The 20058-nt window shown below is 65.7% G+C and carries 20 protein-coding genes; 5 read left to right on the top strand and 15 right to left on the bottom strand.

The window, feature by feature from the left end; translation table 11 throughout:
• Positions 1 to 259: 259 nt before the first annotated feature.
• The 4 genes from J0X25_RS28565 to J0X25_RS28550 all read right to left on the bottom strand — a co-directional run bounded on the left by J0X25_RS28565 (position 260) and on the right by J0X25_RS28550 (position 4129).
• Positions 260 to 643: a Rieske (2Fe-2S) protein gene (locus J0X25_RS28565; protein WP_207287254.1), complete on the bottom strand. Its 384-nt coding sequence runs from the start codon at positions 641 to 643 to the stop codon at positions 260 to 262.
• Positions 640 to 1758: an amidohydrolase family protein gene (locus J0X25_RS28560; protein ID WP_207287253.1), complete on the bottom strand. Its 1119-nt coding sequence runs from the start codon at positions 1756 to 1758 to the stop codon at positions 640 to 642. Before J0X25_RS28560 ends, J0X25_RS28565 begins: the two co-directional genes overlap by 4 nt.
• Positions 1759 to 2016: 258 nt before the next feature.
• A complete protein-coding gene (locus J0X25_RS28555) occupies positions 2017 to 2823 on the bottom strand; it encodes an IclR family transcriptional regulator (RefSeq protein WP_207287252.1) in 807 nt (268 codons plus the stop codon).
• A gap of 547 nt (positions 2824 to 3370) precedes the next feature.
• Positions 3371 to 4129: a maleate cis-trans isomerase family protein gene (locus J0X25_RS28550; RefSeq protein ID WP_207287251.1), complete on the bottom strand. Its 759-nt coding sequence runs from the start codon at positions 4127 to 4129 to the stop codon at positions 3371 to 3373.
• A gap of 135 nt (positions 4130 to 4264) precedes the next feature.
• Here J0X25_RS28550 and J0X25_RS28545 point away from each other — a divergent pair, with 135 nt between their 5' ends.
• A complete protein-coding gene (locus J0X25_RS28545) occupies positions 4265 to 4849 on the top strand; it encodes a GNAT family N-acetyltransferase (RefSeq protein WP_207287250.1) in 585 nt (194 codons plus the stop codon).
• Between the two features lie 316 nt (positions 4850 to 5165).
• Positions 5166 to 6401: an FAD-dependent monooxygenase gene (locus J0X25_RS28540; protein WP_207287249.1), complete on the top strand. Its 1236-nt coding sequence runs from the start codon at positions 5166 to 5168 to the stop codon at positions 6399 to 6401.
• Positions 6402 to 6534: 133 nt separating this feature from the next.
• Here J0X25_RS28540 and J0X25_RS28535 read toward each other — a convergent pair whose 3' ends face one another.
• Positions 6535 to 6858 (bottom strand): hypothetical protein, encoded by a 324-nt coding sequence (locus J0X25_RS28535; protein WP_207287248.1) that lies wholly within the window; start codon positions 6856 to 6858, stop codon positions 6535 to 6537.
• Positions 6859 to 7084: 226 nt separating this feature from the next.
• Here J0X25_RS28535 and J0X25_RS28530 point away from each other — a divergent pair, with 226 nt between their 5' ends.
• Complete coding sequence (locus J0X25_RS28530) at positions 7085 to 7429, top strand: universal stress protein (protein WP_225896641.1); 345 nt, start codon at positions 7085 to 7087, stop codon at positions 7427 to 7429.
• A 155-nt stretch (positions 7430 to 7584) separates the two neighbouring features.
• Positions 7585 to 8616, top strand: a complete 1032-nt coding sequence (locus J0X25_RS28525; protein WP_225896640.1) for an SDR family oxidoreductase — start codon at positions 7585 to 7587, stop codon at positions 8614 to 8616.
• An 85-nt stretch (positions 8617 to 8701) separates the two neighbouring features.
• Here J0X25_RS28525 and J0X25_RS28520 read toward each other — a convergent pair whose 3' ends face one another.
• Together J0X25_RS28520 and J0X25_RS28515 are read right to left on the bottom strand one after the other, a co-directional pair.
• The gene (locus J0X25_RS28520; protein ID WP_207287247.1) at positions 8702 to 8887 is read right to left on the bottom strand and encodes a hypothetical protein; all 186 of its coding nucleotides are present in this window, start codon (positions 8885 to 8887) and stop codon (positions 8702 to 8704) included.
• A gap of 104 nt (positions 8888 to 8991) precedes the next feature.
• Positions 8992 to 10071 carry a cupin domain-containing protein gene (locus J0X25_RS28515; protein ID WP_207287246.1) on the bottom strand — a complete coding sequence of 360 codons (1080 nt, stop codon included), beginning with the start codon at positions 10069 to 10071 and terminating at the stop codon, positions 8992 to 8994.
• Between the two features lie 187 nt (positions 10072 to 10258).
• On the opposite strand from J0X25_RS28515, the gene J0X25_RS28510 reads away from it, so the two are divergent.
• Positions 10259 to 11134 carry a fumarylacetoacetate hydrolase family protein gene (locus tag J0X25_RS28510; protein ID WP_207287245.1) on the top strand — a complete coding sequence of 292 codons (876 nt, stop codon included), beginning with the start codon at positions 10259 to 10261 and terminating at the stop codon, positions 11132 to 11134.
• Between the two features lie 157 nt (positions 11135 to 11291).
• Here J0X25_RS28510 and J0X25_RS28505 read toward each other — a convergent pair whose 3' ends face one another.
• The 8 genes from J0X25_RS28505 to J0X25_RS28470 form a co-directional block, all read right to left on the bottom strand.
• A complete protein-coding gene (locus J0X25_RS28505; RefSeq protein WP_207287244.1) occupies positions 11292 to 11996 on the bottom strand; it encodes an acetate--CoA ligase family protein in 705 nt (234 codons plus the stop codon).
• The gene (locus J0X25_RS28500; protein ID WP_207287243.1) at positions 11989 to 13374 is read right to left on the bottom strand and encodes a CoA-binding protein; all 1386 of its coding nucleotides are present in this window, start codon (positions 13372 to 13374) and stop codon (positions 11989 to 11991) included. Before J0X25_RS28500 ends, J0X25_RS28505 begins: the two co-directional genes overlap by 8 nt.
• Before the next feature lie 124 nt (positions 13375 to 13498).
• Positions 13499 to 14122: an MBL fold metallo-hydrolase gene (locus J0X25_RS28495; protein WP_207287242.1), complete on the bottom strand. Its 624-nt coding sequence runs from the start codon at positions 14120 to 14122 to the stop codon at positions 13499 to 13501.
• A gap of 69 nt (positions 14123 to 14191) precedes the next feature.
• Positions 14192 to 15736, bottom strand: coding sequence for a class I adenylate-forming enzyme family protein (locus tag J0X25_RS28490; RefSeq protein WP_207287241.1), 1545 nt, complete (start codon positions 15734 to 15736; stop codon positions 14192 to 14194).
• A gap of 441 nt (positions 15737 to 16177) precedes the next feature.
• Entirely contained in the window at positions 16178 to 16939 is a 762-nt protein-coding gene (locus J0X25_RS28485) for an IclR family transcriptional regulator (RefSeq protein WP_207287240.1), read from the bottom strand.
• Between the two features lie 468 nt (positions 16940 to 17407).
• Positions 17408 to 18124 carry an ABC transporter ATP-binding protein gene (locus J0X25_RS28480; protein WP_207287239.1) on the bottom strand — a complete coding sequence of 239 codons (717 nt, stop codon included), beginning with the start codon at positions 18122 to 18124 and terminating at the stop codon, positions 17408 to 17410.
• Positions 18124 to 18900 carry an ABC transporter ATP-binding protein gene (locus tag J0X25_RS28475; RefSeq protein ID WP_207287238.1) on the bottom strand — a complete coding sequence of 259 codons (777 nt, stop codon included), beginning with the start codon at positions 18898 to 18900 and terminating at the stop codon, positions 18124 to 18126. Before J0X25_RS28475 ends, J0X25_RS28480 begins: the two co-directional genes overlap by 1 nt.
• 22 nt (positions 18901 to 18922) lie before the next feature.
• Positions 18923 to 19975 carry a branched-chain amino acid ABC transporter permease gene (locus J0X25_RS28470; protein ID WP_207287237.1) on the bottom strand — a complete coding sequence of 351 codons (1053 nt, stop codon included), beginning with the start codon at positions 19973 to 19975 and terminating at the stop codon, positions 18923 to 18925.
• Positions 19976 to 20058: the final 83 nt, after the last annotated feature.

Below are 20058 nucleotides of genomic sequence, written 5' to 3'. Positions count from 1 at the left end.
GAATAAACCACTGGATTCCGCCCATCTACTGGGAGATCGTTGTGCCTCCACCCGAAACGGTCGAGAGAAGCCAAGATCCCATTATCGATCACTTATGATCGGATTACCTGCACATTCACCCTCCGAGGGGCGAAACGGATTCCCGCCCACGCCGAGGCCGTCACGACATCGCCTGAGACGGACCCGTCACGGAGTTCCGCGGTCAGCCCTGCGGATCGCTCGAACGGTCCGGGCATCGAACGCAGGTGTACGAACCGATTCAGGACCGCTGGCCGTCCACGTAGACGACGCCGTCCTCGAGGACGACGTCGTAGGTCGGCAGGACGATGTCGTCGTCGGCGAGCTGTTCGCCCGTCTCGAGGTCGTACGACCAGCCGTGCCACGGACAGGAGATGATCTTCTCGTCGTCGGCGTAATCCTTCTCGACGCGCTTACCCGGTTCGACGAACTCGCCGACGAGTTTCCGGCCGACTTTGCCGCTCGCGACCGGCCCGCAGTCGTGGAGACATCGGTTCCGGACCGCGTAGAACTCCCCGTCGACCCGGAGGACGCCGACCTGCGCGCCGTTTACCTCGACGAGTTCGCGGTCGCCGTCCTCGAACTCGGCTTCGGGTTTCACCTCGATCAGTTCCGCGGTGCTCACAGACCGAACACCTCCTTGGCGTTCTCCGAGAGGATCTGCTTCTTCTCGTCCTCGGAGAGGAAGGGGAGGTCCGCGACCGTCGTCGGCCGGTCGTAGTCCCAGTGGGGGTAGTCCGAGGCGTACAGCAGGCTGTCCGTCCCGATCATGTCGAAGCAGTCCTCGAGGTAGCTCGAGTCGGCCGACACCTCCAGCGGCTGCGTGCCGTAGTAGAAGTCGGAGATGTACTCGCCGGGCTTCTTCTCGAGCAGCGGCGCCTCCTCGGGCCGCTTGAGGTACTCCTCGTCGAGACGCGTCATCAGGCCGGGGAGGTAGGTGACGCCCGATTCCATGAAGACGATGTCCAGATCCGGGAACTTCTCCGGAACGCCCTGACAGACGAGGCTGACGATCTGGGACATGTTCGACTCGAGGAAGCCCAGCGTGTGCGTCTCGATCATCTCCTGGTAGCCGGCGCGGACGTACTCGTCGAGGCCGGCGCCGCCGGTGTGGAACACCGCCGGAAGACCCAGTTCCTCGCAGCGTTCGTAGAGCGGGTCGTACTTGCGGTTGCCCAGCGGCGGGGTCGCGCCGGCGGTGACGAAACAGGCGCCGACGTAGGCGTCGTCGTCCCCGACCCGGTCGAGGATCTCGTGGGACGCCTCGAGGTCGCCGTACGGAATCGGTGCGAGGCCGTGGATCCCGTCGTCCGGATCGAGGACCTCCTCCCGCATGTACTCGACGTAGGCCTTCGCGAACGCGCTCTGACGGTCGTCGTCCGCGGTCGTCCCCGCGCCGGCGAGGATCAGATGCGAGATCAGCAGCGTCTCGTCGACGCCGATCGACTCCATTCCCTCGCGGATGCGCTCGGGCGTCTCGGGCTCGTCGGGGTACGAGGAGTGCTCGCGGGTGACCTTCCCGTGGGCCTGTCGGTCGCCGGTCGAGAAGGGGAAGAAGGAACTGAGGTTCTGTTTCGCCCCCTTCTCGTCGAAGTTGCTGCCCTCGAACTTCGTCTTCCAGGGCTCCTCCATGTACTCGGCGACGTCGTGGAACGACTCCATGTAGTGGCAGTCGCCGTCGATGACGTAATACTGGTCTAACGTCTCCTGTCTCGGTTGGCTCTCGTCCGGCTCGAGCATGGTCGTACAACCGCCGTATCGGCGTATATAGCTGTACTCCACGGAACGAGCTTCCGGCATCGGTGGCTAATTATAGCCGCGCTCGGCGTTCTCGCGGTTGGTTTGAAGTAATCAAAGCCGTTCGAAACCGCCATCTCGAGGGATCGAGGGGTGGTATTTGACAAGCATACGTGTGTAAGACTAGTCGGCGGAGACGGACGAACGCGACCGAGTAGCGCGAATACCTGACGCCCGTCGCGAGGAACGGAATTGAGCGTATCAAACTGACGGTCGATCCGCGTCGGAGCGGTTCGAGTGCAGGTTCACCTCGATGGCGTTCGCGGCTCGCATGACCTTCTCCGACAACGCTTCCCGGAATCGGGCGCCGCTCCAGTTGCTCGCGGACCCCGAGAGGCTGATCGCACCGAGGACGCGCCCGCCGTCGTACCGGATCGGCGTCCCGACGCCGCGGAGCCCCTGCATGTGCTCCTGATCGTTCAGCGCGAAGCCGCGCTCCCTGACGGCCTCGAGTTCGGCGACCAGTTCGGACTCGTCCGTGATCGTCGACGACGTGTAGGAGACGAGGCCGTGGTCCTCGATAATCTGCGCGACGCGGTAGTCGGGGAGGTGGGCGAGGATCGCCTTCCCCGCGGCGGTGCAGTGCAGGAGGGACTGGGGACTGTCCCGTTTTTGCGGGTGAAAGTCCGTCCCGATCGCGTTCTCGCCGAAGGCCTCCTGGAGCACGAGCAGTCGACCGTCGTGCTCCGTCATGAGGTGTGCGCAGGCGTCGGTATCGTGGGCCAGCCGGTGGATCTCCGCCTTGGCCGCGCGGTAGAGTTCGTTCTGAATGCGAACGTGATCCCCGTAGGGCAGCAACTCGAGGCCGAGCCGATACGCCCCGTCGTCCTTCCGGACGACGCCGCGGGACTCGAGCGTCGAGAGGTAGGTGTGAGCGGTCCCCGGCGAGAGTCCGACGGCCTCGGCGGTGGCCGAGACCGTCGACCCGCCCGTCGCCCGCAGGTGCTCGAGGATATCGAACACCCTGTCCGCGGATCGAATCCGCCGTGAGTCGTCGTCCGAACTCATGCGCTTACGTATGGATTCAAAGCGCAATACTCTTTTGCTCATATCAAATACCGGCGGCCCGGTCCCGCGCCGATCGCGGCCTCGCTGGCCGTCTCGAGGTCCGTTACCGACGGTCGTGGTTCACCCTCTCGGGCAGTCCTCGAGACGCACAGACAGCGGGCCGAGACCGAACCCGTCATCACGTCCATACCGTCGTAAATTCTGGACGAATGCAGTCTGTTCATCCGTGTGACACGCTATTTCACTAGTCAGATTCTGGAATGAATTACACTAACCCTACTTCTATCCGATATAATAGTCGATTGTAATATAGTATATTTGCTAGTCGATGGTTGTAATGTCTGTTCCCGTATTTAGACGATATCGTTCCGCTGCAAATTCGATCCACCGTTCCTGCTCCCCGCTCGAGACGCCCGTCTCGAGGACAATCAGTACTTAGGATTTGTCAACGAAGCGTTACTGATCCGCTATCGCGGTCGCCAGCTGATCCGACCGCGCGGAAGCGCTCGATCCTGGAACCGCGTCGAGGCCCTGGAGATGCCACCGATCACCGGTTGAGGCCGCCGGATAGGAGTCGCCCCGCACCGGGTACCTGGGTGCTGACCTCGAGGTGGTCGAGGATCTCGTAGGTGGTCGCGGTCGCCGCGGAGAAGACCGGCAGGCCGAACCGGTCCTCCGCGGCCTGGATCGCGTTCAGCGACGGCATCTGGACGCACGACGAGAGGACGAGGGCGTCGGCGGCGTCGGTGTCGAGGTCGTCCGCGATGCTCACGAGGTTCCGCTGGTCCAACTGGGCGACCTCGAGGTTGTCGGGACACTCGAGGGTCTCGTAGTCGATTACGTCGACGCCGGCACTCTCGAAGTAGTCGATCACCGTCTGCGTGAGCTCCTCGACGTACGGCGCGATCAGCGCGATCTCCTCGGCCTCCAGGCGCTCGAGGGCGCGGACGAGCGCGCCGGCGCTGGTCACGACGGGCGCGTCGGCGTCGTTCTCGACGGTCCGCTGGTGGAGCGTCGACTCGCTCTCCTCGTGGTAGCCCGGTCCCTGCGCCATGATCCCGATGAGACACGCGTAGGCGAGGACGTCACAGCGGGCGTCCGACAGCAGGGTCGCACAGTCCTCGGACTGTTCGTCCATGCGCTCGAGTTCCTCCTGCGTGACGCTTTGCATCCGCATGCGACTGGAGTGGAAGGTGAACGTCTCGCCGTAGTGGTCCGGCCGCGCTCGCAGCATCGCCGGAATCTCCGTCTCCATCGTGACGTTCGAACTCGGGACGATCAGCCCGACGCGAAAACTGTCGCTCATGGGTCACCCGCTCGTACGCCGTCGAGCGCATAGAAGGTTCGGCCGGCGTTAGCCGTACCGAGAGGACTGCCGACGACCGGTCGACCGAACAGGTTCGTGCAAAACGACGAGTGGCTGGCAACCTATCCGTCTCGTATGACTGCAAACGCGTGTACTGGCTGGGACAACACCGGGTGCGAGGGGACCGAGTACTGTCCGCCCCGCTGCCCGCGGTTCGTCGATCGGCAGGGTACGGCCCTGTTGATTCGCCCGTACGATCCCGACCGGTACGACGCGCTGGTCGCGATGTACGAGTCCATCCAGACGTCGACGATGGGGCTCCCACCGAGCAGACGGGAGACCCTCGAGCGGTGGATTCACGGACTCGCGGCCGACGGCTGGAACCTGCTCGCGACGCTCGGCGACGACGTCGTCGGCCACGTAGCCGTCGTCCCGGCCGACGCCACCGACCCGGAGTTCGTCATCTTCGTCCACCCCGAGTTCCAGGATCGCGGCATCGGCACGGAACTGCTACAGCAGGTCGTCGCCTACGCCGACGATCGGAACTACGACGAACTGAACCTCAACGTCTCCCGGGAGCAACGCCGCGCGATCGCCGTCTACGAGAAGGTCGGGTTCGACGTGACCGCCACCAACCAGATGGATCTAGAGATGCGGTTACCACTGGCCGACGAGCGGGTCGCAGCTGTCCAAAAACCGCCGGCGACCCGCGACCGATAGCACCGCTGAGCGTCCCCTCCCCGCTACTACTACCATTGATCCGCTGCCCGAGCCGATCCCGGATACCGCGTTCGTTCGCTGATGTGAAACGCGAGGCGCGAATCGCCGTTCCGGCCGCTCTCGTTTCGGACATTGTCGCGGAAGCACCGCGATTCGCGCCGATTTCGGGACCGAACGCGGCGGGAGATCACGTGATACCGCACGCTTATCCCCCTATCGTAATATAGAATCTTCTCTAATCGTATTTTGTAATCTACTGGGGCGCGAGCGGTGGACACCACAAACACTATGGCACCGTACTTCGTCAGTGCGTACCATGAGCGGTGAAACGACCGACGCGCCGGTACTGATCGCCGGTGCCGGACCAGTCGGCATGACGGCGGCGCTAGCGTTGCACGCACGAGGAGTCGAGACGACGATTCTCGAGGCCGAACCCGAAGACCGGGATCGGTCCGGGAGCCGGGCCATCTACGTCCACGGCTCGACGCTTCGCACGCTCGAGCGAGTCCACCCCGGACTGGGAACCGACCTCGTCGAGGAGGGGCTCGTCTGGCCGACTCGACGGACCCTGTACAAGGGGAAGGAAGTGTTCAACCGGACGTACGATTCCCCCGGCGGCTCCGGCGACATCCCCCACTTCACCAGCGTCCCGCAGGTCGTCACCGAGCAGTACATGCTCGACGCGCTGGACGAGGTCGGGATCGACATCCACTGGGAAGCCGAAGTCGAGACCGTCGACTCCTCGGCCGACGGCGTCCACGTGGAAACGAGCGACGGCCGCGAGTGGTCGGCCGAGTACCTGGTCGGCGCCGACGGCGGCGGCTCGACCGTCCGCAAGGAGATCGGAGCGAACTTCGAGGGCGACCAGTCCGAGAACGCCTTCATCATCGCCGACGTCGAGGACGAGGCGATCGAGGACGGTCACGAGGACCTCGAGCGGATGTTCCACTACGACGCGCCCGAAGCCGACGGACGGAACGTCCTGCTCGTTCCCTTTACCGGCGGCTGGCGCCTCGACATCCAGTGCATCGAGGACGACGACCCCGAGGAACTCAGCAGCGACGAGCGGATGCGGGAGTTCGTCCGCGACGTCATGGGCGAGGAGTACGAGGACAACCTCAAGTGGGTCTCCTCGTACTACTTCCTCCAGGTGATGGCGGACACGTTCGTCGACGATCACCGACGCGTGCTGCTGGCCGGCGAGGCCGCCCACCTGCTGGCGCCCTTCGGCGCCCGCGGGATGAACTCCGGCATCGCCGACGCCGACGAGGCCGCCTCGGCCATCGCCGTCGCGCTCGACGCCCGCACGGACGCGGTCGCCCGCGACGAGGTCGAACTGTACGGGGCGCGCCGCGAGAAGGCCGCCGAATACAACCTCGGCGCGGCCGGACAGGCCCTCGAGTACCTCCAGGGCGACGATCCGGTAACGGTCCTCCGGAAGGAGGTCGCCGCCTCGATGTCCGACAAGTTCGAGACCGCCGGCGAGTGGCTCGACGACGCGCCGTACGGTCCCCACGGTGCCCCGCCGATCGTGTCGACCGGGAGCTACTGACCACCGGCCACCGGCCGGATCGAAGTCGCACTCGTTTTCGACGTTTTCTCGCCGCGAGACTGCAATCCTGCGTTCGATTTCCGAACGGCCGTTCGGCTGCTCGGACGCGAGTCGCGCGAAAAGGAGCGCCGGTTCAGGCCAGGTCCAGTCGCTTGGCGACCCAGTGGTCGCGGCCGGCCATCACGAACGCCTGTTCGTTCTCGAACTCGGTCCGCTCCGCGACGAACTCGTCCCACTCGCCGTGGGGAACCGTCTCGAGGTCCGCGGCCGAGGTGGCCTCGCTGGGGCTCTCGGCGACCAGTTCGTCGAACGTCTCGAAGTCGGTCCGCTCCGCGACGAAGGCGTCGTCGAACACGTCGGTGATCGGAATTTCCTCGCCCTCGTCGTACACCTCGTCGGCGTCCGGGAGGTCGTCTCGCTTCGCTGCGGCGTCTTCGAGATCCGTTTCGAGTACCATACGCCCATTCTCGAGCGCCATCACGTAAATCCATTCCATTTCCGCCGCGGTCCGCGTCGCTGAAACGATCTTGATCGCGGAGATTGTGACCGAGCGATCGACCGCTGCGCCGGCAGCGGCCGGATCCGAATCGGCCTCGAGGAGCAGGGATCGGACGACGGACCGGTGTCACCACTCGGTGGGAACACGAGACGCGCTTATCACGACCGTCCCCGTACCATCCCCTATGTACGACGTCCTACTCGCGATCGATCAGCACAAATCCCGTGCCCTCGCGCAGGCCGCGACGATCACGGGCATTCCAGTCGAGACGGACGCGATGCGGGTCCGGGTGCTCCACGTCTTCACGGAAAACCCGGACGGCGCGACGATCCAGCAACTGGGTGCGGCGAAGGCGGTCGAACGCGCGCTCTCCGAGCGCGGAATCGAATACGTCCTCGAGGAGCGCAGCGGCGACCCGGCCGCGGAAGTCCTCGAGCACGCGGCGGAACACGACGTCGACCTGATCTGCCTGGCCGGTCGAAAGCGCTCGCCGACGGGGAAGGCGCTGTTCGGGAGCGTCACGCCGTGATCCTGAAGAGCGCCCGTCCCGTGCTCGTCTGCGACGAAGACGACGACGAGACGGATCGGGCGTAGCGAGTCGGGAATCCACGTCCCGGTTCGGTCCCGAACCATGATTATCGGCGGCCGCGTATCGAGCGAACGATCCGAGACAATGAGCGATCGATGCCCCGCGACTGCGCGACCCCGGGAGAGTACCGCGACGAACCCGACGCCCGTCGGTACGCCCGCCGTCGGGAGACGGACGATCGTCGAGCGATCGACGGTCGGGACGCGGACGCGGAGACCGACCGCAGCCGAGCGGAGGTGGTCCGCGTGACCGATCCCGCGTACCTCGTCGTCGGCGGCGGCAACGGACTCGGTGCCGAGACGGCGACGGAACTGGCCCGCGAGGGGGCGAACGTCGTCGTCTCCGATCTGGGAACCGCCGTCGACGGGACGGGATCCGACCCGGCGCCGGCCCGCGAGGTCGCCGAGGAAATAGAGAGTGAGATCGACGGCGCCTCGGCGGTCGCCCACTTCGGCGACGCGGCCGACGCCGACGACGCGACCGAGGCGGTCGAGACTGCGCTCGAGGCGTTCGGCCGACTGGACGGGATTGCCAACTTCGCGGGAATCCTCCGGGACGGGATGTCGTGGACCCTCTCCGACGAGGACTGGGACGCCGTCGTGCGGACGCACCTCCGGAGTAACTTCACGCTGTTGCGGGCGGCGGTCCGACACTGGCGCGAAACCGATGACCCGCCCGAAGACCGCTCGGTTCTTGCGGTCAGTTCCAGGGGCGCGCTCGGGAACGTCGGCCAACTCGCGTACGCGAGCGCCAACGCGGGGATCCTCGGTTTCGTCCGGGCGGCCTCGACGGAACTCCACCGGCAGGACGTCCGCGTCAACGCGCTCGTCCCGAACGGCTACACGCGGATGACCGAATCGATCCCCGAAGAGCACCGCCCGTACACGCGCGAGGAGATGCCGCCCGAGGACGTCGCCCCCGCCGCGGTCTACCTGCTGAGCGAGGCCGCAGCCGACGTGACGGGCGTCACGGTGACCGCCGCCGGCGACGAGATCGGCATCCTCTCGGAGCCCCGGCAGATCCGGACCGGCGTCGCCGAGGATGGGTGGACGGTCGACGCCGTGGACGAGGCCTTCGACTCGATCGCCGACGGCTACGAGACGACGCGGACCGAGCGGTTCCTCTGACGTCCCTGCGGTGGAAGAAGCGCCGCTGGGACGCCGGGCTGGGATACCGGAATCGGGGGCCGTCCCACGCAGTCGACCCGAAAAATCAGTCCGCGGGCTGTTCGATGTTGGCGTCGAACACCTGCTGGGACGAGAAGACGCCGCGACAGTCCTCGCAGACCATCTGGCGCTGGATCGCGTACTCCCAGAGCTTGCCGCCGCAGTCCAGACAGTCGAAGTGTGCTCGGACGAACGGATCCTCGTCGACGTACGGGTTGTCGAACTCGGCCATACGGGAATGCTATGGGCTACAATCTATAAGAGTATTACCCAATCGGGAACCGTTCGGCCGGGCTCGGACGCCCTCGAAACCGCGAAAACGGGACCGCGATCGCGTTACTCGTCGATCGCGGCTTCGGCGTAGAAGTTCATCGACTCGAGGATCGGTCGATCGGTCATGCCCAGCAGGATCGCCTCGTCGTCGGGTTCGTGGTGGTGGGGCTCGTCCGGCGGGACGACGAAGATGTCCCACTGCCCCCACTCGAGGGCCTCGTCGCCGACGTGGGTCGCGCCCTCGCCCTCGATGACGAAGTAGACCTCGACGGCGTTGTGGAAGTGGGGGTCGGTCGGGCCGTCGTTCAGCAGTTGCGCCCGGAAGGACATGGTCGGGAACAGCGGCGGTTCGCCCGTGGCCGGGTTGATGTACGCGAGGCTGTGCCCGTCGTGGGGGTCCGGATCGTCGTTGTCCGCCCGCTGGCGCAGCGCCTCGAGCATCTCGTCCCAGCCGAAGCGGTACGGCGGCGTCGGCTCCTTGTTGCCCTGAAACGGGCCGGGGATGGAGCCGTCCGAGCCGTCGTCCTCGGGTCGGCCGCGGCCGTACTGGGAGTCCCAGTAGCCCTGCGTCTTCGTGACCGGCTGGCGCTCGAGTTCGTGGTTCTCGAAGACGTGGGAGTTGTTCAGCGTGTCCAGGAACAGCGGCAGGTCGAGGACGTCGAGCCACGCGGCGGTTTCGTCGGAGTCGTTGACGTGGTCGTGCCACTCCCACTGGGGCGTCGTGACGAGGTCGTTGTCGCGCATCGGGAACTCCTCGCCGGCGACGACCGTCTTCATGTCCTCGTGACCGTCGATGGTGAACCGAAGCGCACTGGCGGCGTGCCGGTGGGCGGGAGCGGTCTCCCCGGGTGAGACCGTCTGGACGCCGACGTAGATCGTGTTCGAAATCGCGTTCTGGGCGTTGATCGGCACCGCGACTCGTCGCTGGAACCCCGGCGGCAGATCGGCGATGGGCACGTCGTCCTCGATGCCGTCGATGGCGGCCTGGATGTCCTCCCACTTCCAGATGTCCGCTTCGAGGTCGTCGAGGAGGTTCCCCATGTCGTCTTCGACTTCCCAGAGCGGGCGGAGATCGTTCTGGTCGAGGAGGCTCCGCGTATCGGAACTCAGCTCTAGGAGGTCCTCTGGTTCTTGCTGTGCCATGTGCGTATGTTCGTCGAACGATACCATAAGTGTGTTGGAGGCCCCTGAGCCGTGTGCGCCCGCTGCGGGTCGCGGGCGCGGCGTCCGTTCCGGAACCGCCTCACTGCGAGAGAACCTCAATGATCGTTCGAGACGGTCGGTAGCCGAGAAAGGATGTTTTATGTGGTCGGGTCGCGGTTGTCATACCATGCGACTCGTCAGATTCAACGACGATCGGCTCGGTCTGCTGACCGACGACGGCATCGTCGACGTCACCGACCGACTCGGCCTCGAGACGAACGACCCCCTCAAGGAGTACGCCCGCAAGGACCTCGACGCGAGCGAGTACGAGGGCGAGGACGCCGACTACGACCGCGAGGAGGTAACCATCGAGGCGCCGGTCCGCCGTCCCGGCAAGGTGATCGCGGCGCCGCTGAACTACGAGAACCACGTCGAGGAGGCGCTGGCCGACAAGGACATCGTCACCGAGGAGTGGTTCACCATCGAGGACAAGGGCTACTTCCTCAAGGCCCCCTCGAGCGTCGTCGGCCCGGCCGATGGCATCGAACTACCGTTCAACGACCGGCGCGTCGACCACGAGATCGAACTCGGCTTCGTCATGGGCGAGGACGTCAAGGACATCGACGCCGAGGACGCCTGGGACGCGGTTCTCGGCTACACGATCCTGCTCGACGTCTCGGTTCGCGGTGATCAGGACCGCTCGAATCGGAAGTCCTACGACACGTTCACCGTCATCGGCCCCTGCGTCACGACGCCCGACGAGTTCGATGACCCCCACGACCTCGAGATGGAACTCCAGCTCAACGGCGAGACCAAACAGCAACAGAACACCGGCGGCATGATCTACAGCTGCGGCGACATCGTCGAGTACGCCTCGATCGGCGCGACCATCGAAGCCGGCGACGTCATCACCACCGGGACGCCCGCGGGCGTCAGCGCGATCGAGGGCGGCGACACCATCGACGCCGAGATCGAGGACGTCGGGCAGATGACCGTCGAGGTCACCGAGCGCGACGTCGCCTTCGCGGACGTCGACGTCGAGAAGAGCCAGAAGGACGACTGACGCCAGAGACGGCGGTTCCGACGCGACGTATTTTTAACGGGCGCCGACAGCGACCGACGAGAGCGGTGCGACCTGCGGGAGCGAGGCAACCGACGAAAGTGGGGCGACCTGCGGGAGCGAGGCATCCTACGGGAGCGAGGCGACCGCGCGGACGGCGTCAGTCGTCCAGCGACACCAGCGCGTCGAGCGCGACCGCTCGGTCCGACTGCGCCAGCAGCGGATTGACCTCGATCTCGGTGATCTCCTCGCGGGCGTCCAGCAGGTCGCCGACGGTGACGATGGCCTCGGCGACAGCCTCGCGGTCGACCGCCGGCGATCCGCGGTAGCCGTCGAACAGCGGCGACGCCTCGAGGTCGCGAGTCATCGCGACCGCCTCGGCCGTCGAGATCGGCGCGAGCCGGTGGCTCGTGTCCTGCAACACCTCGACCGTCACCCCGCCCAGGCCGACGAGGACGGTCGGGCCGAACGACGGGTCGCGCGTGCCGCCGACGATGACCTCGAGGCCGGCGTCGAGATCGACGGCCTCCTCGACGAGCACCGCGGCGTCGACGTCGCGTTCCGCCGCGGCCTCGAGAATCTCCGCGGCGGCCGTTCGCACCGCGTCCGGACCCTCGAGGTTCACGTGGACGCCGATCCCGCCGGCCCACTCGCTCTTGTGCTGGACCGACGGCGCGGCGACCTTGACGACGACGGGGTAGCCAAGCGACTCGGCCGCCTCGACCGCCGCGTCCGGCGAGCGGACGGTCTCGCCGTCGGGGACCGTCAGCCCCCGCTCGGCGAGCAGCCCCTTCGCTTCGGCCTCGGTCAGCGCGGTCCGCCCCTCGGCGAGGGCCGCCTCGATCGGATCGGTCGGCTCAGTCATCCGCGCTCACCCCCTCGTCCGCGGCGAGTTCCGGATCGGCGTTACGCCGGGCGTACTGCACGAGCGCGCCGACGCCGTCGGCCGCGCGTTCCGGCGCCCGGTAGGTCGGGATGCCGAGGTCCTCGAGCGCGGGCAATTTCTCGTCGAGGATCGCCCTGGGACCGCCGGTGGCGAAGACGATCGGTTTTTCCACCTCGTCGACGAGGCCCTCGAGCGCCTCGGTCGGGTAGCCGAGCCCGCCCTCGTACAGTTCGTAGACCAGCACGATGTCGACGTTGTCGTCGCGGGCGACGGCGGCGACCACGTCGCCGAACTCGGGCATGGGTCGGGCGGTGTCGACCGGGTTGGCCGAGAACGTGATTCCGGGGAGGATTTCCTCGACGACGTCCTGGGTCTCCTCGGTGAGCGACGGCAGCCTCGCCCCCGCGGCCTTCAGCCGGTCCGTGATCGCGATTCCCGGCCCGGCCTGGGCGGTGACGACGCCGACGTTCGGCCCGTCCGGTTCCGGACAGGTCGCGAGCGCCTGGCCGGCGTCCAGCAGTTCGGGCGACGAGCGGACCGTCGGGACCCCGTACTGGGCGAAGCCGGCCTCGTACAGTTCGTACTCGCCGGTGAGCGCGCCGGTGTGGGACTCCGCGAAGTCGCCGACGTCCTGCTCGCCGACGTTGTAGGCCACGACCGGCGTCTCGGACTCGCGGCAGGTCTCGAGGAGGTCCCGTCCCCGATCGGTCCCCTCGACGTGGAGGAGGATCGCGTCGGTCTCCGCGTCGCCGTCGAAGTACTCGATCGCCTCCCGGAAGCCGACGTTGGCCCGGTTCCCGAGACCGACCATCGCCGAGATTCCGATCCCGGCGTTCTCGGCCTGAAACGCGACCGCGTACGCCAGCCCGCCGCTCTGGGCGACGATCGCCAGGTTTCCGGCGGGGATGCTCTCGATGTCCGTCGCGAACGTCGCGTACAGATCCTTCGAGGGCGCCAGAAACCCGCTCGTGTTCGGGCCGAGCAGGGAGACGTCGCCCTCGTCGGCGGCCGCGACGAGACGTTCCTGTAGCTCCTCACCCTCCGGGCCCGCTTCCGAGAAGCCGCCGGCGAAGATGATCGCGGCGCCGATGCCCGCCTCGCCGCACTCGGCGACGACGTCCGGAACCACCGACGCGGGGACGCACAGCAGCGCCAGATCCACGTCGCCGTCGATCTCGGTCACCGAGGAGACGAACTCCCGGTCGAAGACGGTCCCCGAGGCCGACGGGTTGACCGGGTACACCGGCCCGCCGAATTCGATCGCGTTGCTCATCGCTTCGTACCCGATCTTCCCCGGCGTCGCGGAGGCCCCGACGACCGCGATACCGCTGGGATCGAACAAGTTCGTGACCGACATACCGGAGCTATTGTTCGAACGGGGTGAAAGCGTTTTCCATGGCGGGCGGGAACGACCGCCATACCGAGCGGCCCGTTGCGGTTCGTCACCGATCGATCGATCCACTACGGCTTCCGTCCATCTGCTACGGTTTGGCACTGAACTCGACGAACGCCTCGAGTTTCTCGCGCGCGTCCGACAGCACCGACGAGCCGTGGAAGACCAGTCCGGCGTCGAACTCGTACTCGAGGAGTCGCTCGAGGTTCTGGTCGGCGGCCTCGAGATCCGCGGAGAAGTAGGCGGTGGGGAGGACGAAGTACCCTTCGGGGAGGCCCCGGGAGTCCGAGCCGAAGACCGCGTCGGCGAGGACTGCGAAGTCGTCGTCCTCGGCGACCAGCGCGTGGTGGCCGGGCGTGTGTCCCGGGACGTGGACGGCCGTGAACGGCCCGATCTCGTCGCCGTCGCCGTAGCGTCGGTCGACGAGCGCGTCGTCGACGGCTTCGCCCTCCGGAACGAACACCGTGACGTCGTAGCGCTCCCGCACGGCCTCGAGGCCCCCGGAATGGTCGCCGTCGCCGTGGGTGACGATCACCCGCTCTGGCTCGAGGCCGATCTCCTCAAGGCCCTCGAACAGCGCGTCCGTCGTGTCCGGCAGTCCCGCGTCCACGAGCGTCGGGACGTCGGCGTCGACGAGGAAGGCCCGGTATCTGGCCTCGCCATCGTCCTGTACCGTGATATCGTACACGTCGGGGAGTATCTCGGTGTACATCGGTAGCGCTCTATTCCGAGGGACGTGATAAATATACTGTCCGGGTCGACCCCGGGACGGTCGGCCGCGCTACTCGCCGAAGAACTCGGTGTAGACCGTCTCCCGTTCGACGGTTCCGGTGTCGGTTCGCGGCAGCGATTCCGTGGTCACCACGTACTCGCGGGGCCGCTTGAAGTTCGCGAGGTGGTCGTGCTCCGTACAGAACCGGTCGAGGTCGTCGGTCTCTATGTCCTCGTTCGTACAGACGACGCAGGCGACGCGGTGGCCCCACTGTTCGTCCTCGAGGCCGACGACGACGGCCTCGTCGACGCCCTCGTAGGTCTCGACGACCTCCTCGACCTCCTCGGGGTAGATGTTCTCGCCGCCGCTGACGATCATGTTGTCGACGCGGCCGACGATGTAGAGGAAGCCGTCCTCGTCGACCTCGGCGACGTCGCCCGTGCGGATCCACTCGTCGTCGACGAGCAGTCGTTCGGTCGCCTCGGGGCGATCCAGGTAACCGTCGCAGGTGCCGGGACCGCGGACGAGCACCTCTCCCGTGCCGCCTGGGCCGACGGTCGCGTCGGGGTCCGGATCCTCGTCGGGGTCGGCGGCCTCGACGACCCGCACCTCGGAGACGAACGACTCCTTGCCGATCGAGCCCGTGTGTTCCTCCTGGACGGACGGGTGAGCGAACGTCAGGTTCGGGCCGCCCTCGGTCAGTCCGTACGTGTTGTAGACGCCGTCGGTCAGCTGTTCCGAGGCCTTCTCGACGAGCCGCTCCGTGACGATCGAGCCGCCGGTCCGGATGTACGAGAGGGTGTCGATATCGTACCCCGCCTCGCGCTGGCGATCCGCGATGCCGTGCAGTTGCGTCGGGACCGCGAGGAGCCCGGTCACGTCGTGCTCGGCGATGAACTGGAGCGTCTCGTCCGGATCGAAGTCGGACTGGACGACCAGCGTCGCGCCGGCCTGAATGTGGGGCAGGATCCAGGCGTCGCAGGTCACCATGTGATACCACGGCGTCGTGACCAGCGCCGTGTCGGTCTCCTCGATCCCCATCTCCATGATCACCTGCGTGCTCCCGTGCCACAGCTCCTCCTGACCGAACAGCACGGCCTTCGGCTTGCTCGTCGTCCCGCTCGTGTAGAACACGCCGTGTTCGTAGTCCGGATGCGGTTCCACGTCGTCGGTCGACGCGTCCGACAGGACGACGTCGTAGGACTCGACGTCCTCGCGGTCGATCGAGCGCTCGCCCGCGTGCACGCCCAGTTCGATCTCCGTTCGCTCGAGGACCTCGAGCGCCTTGTCGGCGTTCGCGTCGTCGAAGACGAGGATCGCCGCGTCCGTCGGCTCGAGCATCGAGGCGAGCGCGCCCGGACTGTCGCGGAACGGCAGTTGCACGTTGCCGCGGCCGCGTTTCTGGCCCGCGATCATCATTTCGATGGGCATCGGGCCGTTGACCGCCAGCGTCGCCGTCCGTCGCTCGGGAACGCGCTCGTCCAGCGCGTTCGCGAGTCGAGTCGTTCGGTCGTCTAGCTCCCCGTACGTCATCGATCGCCCGTCGTCGGTAACGACGGCCGTCTCCGACGCGTGTCGTCGAACGGTTCGGTTGAATGTGTCGATGAACTCCATACAGATTACTCGTCTATGTATGGGAGGCGTTAGCGGTGGTATTAATGATTATGGAAAAAGGGACGGACGAATACATTCGGGTCGAGAGGTGAGGTCGTGACCAACACCGACGGGAAGTCGGCTACCGGACTGCTGTTTCGCGTGGCTCGCTGTTCGCTGCCATCGAACGAGTAGCCTAATCTGCGAATCTCTTCCTGCGGAGTGCGCGCAACTCGAGCGATTTCCCTGCCAAAAAACGAATCCTGAGCCGGTACCGCAGCTTGAGGGCCTAACGTTCGGTATAAAGAAACGCAATGCGACACCGACGTAGAGCGGACGAACTGATATCAGTCCCCAGCAGCGAACGCGGCGTAAATCGTCGCTGAGAGAGGTGCTCGCAGGTGTCCAGGGAATGATCCACGTGTGATCGGAACCCCCTCTCGAGCGGCCATGGCCCGCCCGTCACGTCCCGTACCGGTACTTGATCGTGATCGAATCGATCGTCCCCTGGAGCCGCTGCAGGAGTTCGTTCTGGTACGTCTCGTCTTTCATGCGGCCGGTCGGGCAAGCCACGCCGACGGCGCCCTGCAGACGGTCGTCGATCTCGATCGGTGCACCGATCAGTCCCATCCCCTTGACCTGCTGATCCCAGTCGACGGCGTAGCCGCGTTCCCGAACGGCCTCCAGTTCCGCGTACAGTACCTTCCTGTCCGTGATCGTCTCAGCCGTCAACCGCTCGAGTCCGTGCGTGTCGACGATGGTCTCGATCCGGTCGTCCGGCAGGTGCGCGAGGATCGCCTTCCCCGTCGCGTTCGAGTGCAGCGGGATGATCATTCCCGAGTAGATCCCCAACTCGAGCGAGCGCTCGCCGGACTCCTTGTGTAGGATCACCGACTGCCCCGCTTCCTCGACGACGAGCGTGACTAGCTCGCCCGTCTCCGTCGCGAGTTCCCGGAGTTTCGGTTCCGACACCTGGAAGAGGTTGTTTCGGTGCTTGATCCGCGATCCCATCGACAGGAACCGGTGGCTGAGTCGGTACTCGCCGCCCTCGTTGACGACGTAGCCCGTCTCCTGAAGCGTTCGCAGGTAGACGTGAGCCGTGCTCTTGGGGACGTCCATTTGAGCCGCGACTGCAGACGGACCTGCACCGTTCGTCTCCCAGAGGACGTCCAGTACGTCGAACGCGCGGAGCACCGATTTCATGGGGGGCGTGCCGTCGGGCATACCCGTATGGTACCTCTCGCTCTCCTTAAATAGTCCGATTATGTTAGACGCCGATCGGGCAACGCCGGCGAACGCCGTAGCGACGGACGAACCTCGCTCTCTCCTGCGCTGAATGCGTGAACACTTCATTACAGCCATACATCTGTAATTACACGGTCGCTCCATCGACTCGAGCGGGCGAGTCGCGCCAGTCTGGCGATCTGAGACCGTCCATTATTTTTGGACGTAGGCAGCGCATGAGTTCCGCGAGTACAGGTATGCGTCGGTAAAGTCGCAGGAACGCGGGATATCGGCGGAGAGAACGGACGCCGACGACGACCTACCGGTCACGGGTAGCAATCCAGTATCGACGATAGCGCGAATCGGTCGCCGAGGGACCGACGGTGTCCAACAGTAGTAAACGGAAGAAGCGGCAAAACGGTCAGCGATACGGACAGGAACCGGCTCGACCGGCGAACGAGGTCCTCTTCAGCCGCCGATGTACGACTCGACGAACTCGTCGGACTGTAGCGACTCCGTCGTCCCCGTCCGTCGAACGGTCCCGTTCTCGAGGAGATAGAGCCGATCGGCGTGCTCGAGCGCGAACGTGATGTTCTGCTCGCAGAGCATGACCGTCACGTCCAGCTCCGTGATAGCGGTCAGCGCCTCGCTGATGTCGTCGAGGACGACCGGCGCGAGGCCGATCGACGGCTCGTCGAGGATCAAAAACTCCGGATCGCTCATCAGCCCGCGTCCGAGCGAGAGCATCTGCTGTTCGCCGCCGCTCAGGCTCTCGGCGTCCTGGTCGCGTCGCTCTTTCAGTCGCGGGAACAGGTCGAAGACCTCTTCCAGCCGCTCGGCTTCGCCACCGTCGTTCAGGTACGAGCCGAGCCGAAGGTTCCGCTCGACGCTCATCTGGCCGAACAGGTTCCGCCGCTCGGTGCAGTAGAACAGCCCGTTCTTGACGAGGTCGTGCGTCGACGACTCCGAGACCTCCTGGCCGCGGTAGGTGATGCTGCCCTCGTACTCCAGAAACCCGCTGATGGTGTCGACGAGCGTGGACTTGCCCGCGCCGTTCGGGCCGATGACCCCGATGGTTTCGCCCGGCTGGACGTCGAGATCGACGCCGTCGAGCGCCGTCACTTTGCCGTACGAGACCCGGAGATCCGAGACGGACAACAGCGACTCGCTCGAGTCGGCTCCCATCAGAGTTCACCTCCGAGGTACGCCTCTTGGACGGCGGGATCGTTCCGGATCTCCGCCGGCGTTCCGTCCGCGATCTTCTCGCCGAAGGAGATGACGATCACGCGGTCGACGAGGTCGAGCAGGCCGTGCATGTTGTGGTCGATGACGACCAGCGTCATCCCGTCCTCGCGCAGCGAACGGAAGAGCTCCGTGGTGCGATCGACTTCGTCGGACGTGAGCCCGGCGAAGGGCTCGTCGACCAGCAGGAGGTCGGGATCGGTGCCGAGGGCGCGACCGACCTCGAGTCGAAGCAAGCCGGCGTGGGGGAGTTCGTCCGGCCGCTGGGACGCGTACTGCTCCAGTCCGACCCGCTCGCAGATTTCGCGAGCTCGCTCTTCGGTGTCGGCGCGGAAGTCCGACAGCGAGAACAGCGAGTCGGGGACCTGCGAGAGGGCGATGTTCTCGAGGACGGTGCGGTCGTTCAGCGGGCGGAACGTCTGGTACGTGCGAGCGATCCCCTTCTGGACGAGGGCGTGCTGGGGACGGCCGGTGACGTCCTCGCCGCGGTAGGTGATCGTCCCGCTGGTCGGCGGAAAGGTCCCGGACACGCAGTCGAACGTGGTCGATTTACCGGCCCCGTTCGGGCCGATGAATCCCAGGATCTCGCCCTCGTGGACGGTAAACGAGAGGTCGTCGACCGCCGTGACGCTCCCGAACTGTTTCGTGACGTTCTCGAGTCGGAGAACGTCCTCCGTCTGTGCCGTTTCGTCAGCCGAGTGGGTCGAATGCGTACTCATTGTCGTTGTCTTGCAGTCAGTCTCAGGAAGCCGGTTCCGCGCGCTGTTCTCGCCGCTCCATGACGGTGCGACTCAGGTCGGAGAGCCACGGGAGCACGCCCTTGGGTAGCGCGAACAGCACCAGTAGCGCGACGAAGAAGAACAGCACCTGCCAAATTTCGCCGATGGGGGTGCCGAGAATCGGAATCGCGGCGTTGCTCGTCTGGAGCGCGTCTTTGACGAAGTACCAGACGATCCCCGCCGCGGCGGGACCGGTGATCGTCCCCATGCCGCCGAGGAACCCGATCAGGACGACTTCGACACTGACGAACAGTTCGAGGATCTGACCTGGTGCCGGATTGCTGACGGTGTGGACGAGCGTGGCCCCCGCCAGCCCACCGATGACACCGCTCATGGTGAACGCGAACACCTTGAATTTCGCCGCGTTGACCCCGACGGCCCGCACCGCGTCCTCGTCCTCGCGGATCGCCGTGAAGATCGACCCGACGTACGAGCGCGTGAACACGTAGAACAGGGCGTAGATCGCCAGAAATAGCGCGAGTGCGACGTAGTAGTAGACGACCACTCTGTGTTCGAACGTCCCTTCGAAGCCGATCGCCGAGAGGATTCCGATGGGTTCGTCGACCGCGATCAGGGGATCCAACCCCTGCAGGCCGCCTTCGCCGCCGAGCGTGTCGGGAAAGATGTTGACGATCTGGACGAGCACGAGCGGGACGATCAGCGTGATGAGCGCGAGGTACGGACCCCGAAGTCGGAGCGCCGGAACGCCGACGAGGAGACCGGCGATTCCCGCGGCGACGGTTCCCGCGAGGATCGTCAGAACCGGGCTGTATCCGAAGTTGAGGTTGAGCACGGCCGCGGTGTAGCCGCCGATCCCGAAGAACATGCTGTGTCCGAAGCTCAGTTGGCCGGTGTAGCCGGAGACGTAGTCCCAACTCATCGCGAACATCCCCAGGAACAGCGCGCTGGAAAGCTGTCTGAGCGTCAGGACGTCGAGCAGCAGCGGTGCGGAAGCTAAGACAATCAGGCAGACGATGCCAACGAGATACCGTGGGTTACTGACTCGGTGTGTCATACCATCACTTGCACTCGTATGTTCTAGCACGGCGCATATATCTTTCTACTGAGTGGCGACTCGTCCGCTCACAGGAACTGTCT

This window comes from Haloterrigena alkaliphila (genome assembly GCF_017352155.2).
Classification (GTDB): domain Archaea; phylum Halobacteriota; class Halobacteria; order Halobacteriales; family Natrialbaceae; genus Haloterrigena; species Haloterrigena alkaliphila.
Note: the sequence above shows the minus strand (reverse complement) of the source record. Positions and strands in the feature narration are given on the sequence as shown.

Bases quoted from the DNA above. Each gene is read 5' to 3' on its own strand.
- J0X25_RS28530 (WP_225896641.1), top strand. From the start codon at position 7,085: ATGTACGACGTCCTACTCGCGATCGATCAGCACAAATCCCGTGCCCTC.
- J0X25_RS28555 (WP_207287252.1), bottom strand. From the start codon at position 2,823: ATGAGTTCGGACGACGACTCACGGCGGATTCGATCCGCGGACAGGGTG.
- J0X25_RS28505 (WP_207287244.1), bottom strand. From the start codon at position 11,996: ATGACTGAGCCGACCGATCCGATCGAGGCGGCCCTCGCCGAGGGGCGG.
- J0X25_RS28500 (WP_207287243.1), bottom strand. From the start codon at position 13,374: ATGTCGGTCACGAACTTGTTCGATCCCAGCGGTATCGCGGTCGTCGGG.
- J0X25_RS28520 (WP_207287247.1), bottom strand. From the start codon at position 8,887: ATGGCCGAGTTCGACAACCCGTACGTCGACGAGGATCCGTTCGTCCGA.
- J0X25_RS28510 (WP_207287245.1), top strand. From the start codon at position 10,259: ATGCGACTCGTCAGATTCAACGACGATCGGCTCGGTCTGCTGACCGAC.
- J0X25_RS28480 (WP_207287239.1), bottom strand. From the start codon at position 18,124: ATGGGAGCCGACTCGAGCGAGTCGCTGTTGTCCGTCTCGGATCTCCGG.
- J0X25_RS28485 (WP_207287240.1), bottom strand. From the start codon at position 16,939: ATGCCCGACGGCACGCCCCCCATGAAATCGGTGCTCCGCGCGTTCGAC.
- J0X25_RS28550 (WP_207287251.1), bottom strand. From the start codon at position 4,129: ATGAGCGACAGTTTTCGCGTCGGGCTGATCGTCCCGAGTTCGAACGTC.
- J0X25_RS28540 (WP_207287249.1), top strand. From the start codon at position 5,166: ATGAGCGGTGAAACGACCGACGCGCCGGTACTGATCGCCGGTGCCGGA.
- J0X25_RS28515 (WP_207287246.1), bottom strand. From the start codon at position 10,071: ATGGCACAGCAAGAACCAGAGGACCTCCTAGAGCTGAGTTCCGATACG.
- J0X25_RS28470 (WP_207287237.1), bottom strand. From the start codon at position 19,975: ATGACACACCGAGTCAGTAACCCACGGTATCTCGTTGGCATCGTCTGC.
- J0X25_RS28545 (WP_207287250.1), top strand. From the start codon at position 4,265: ATGACTGCAAACGCGTGTACTGGCTGGGACAACACCGGGTGCGAGGGG.
- J0X25_RS28495 (WP_207287242.1), bottom strand. From the start codon at position 14,122: ATGTACACCGAGATACTCCCCGACGTGTACGATATCACGGTACAGGAC.
- J0X25_RS28535 (WP_207287248.1), bottom strand. From the start codon at position 6,858: ATGGTACTCGAAACGGATCTCGAAGACGCCGCAGCGAAGCGAGACGAC.
- J0X25_RS28525 (WP_225896640.1), top strand. From the start codon at position 7,585: ATGCCCCGCGACTGCGCGACCCCGGGAGAGTACCGCGACGAACCCGAC.
- J0X25_RS28475 (WP_207287238.1), bottom strand. From the start codon at position 18,900: ATGAGTACGCATTCGACCCACTCGGCTGACGAAACGGCACAGACGGAG.
- J0X25_RS28560 (WP_207287253.1), bottom strand. From the start codon at position 1,758: ATGCTCGAGCCGGACGAGAGCCAACCGAGACAGGAGACGTTAGACCAG.
- J0X25_RS28490 (WP_207287241.1), bottom strand. From the start codon at position 15,736: ATGGAGTTCATCGACACATTCAACCGAACCGTTCGACGACACGCGTCG.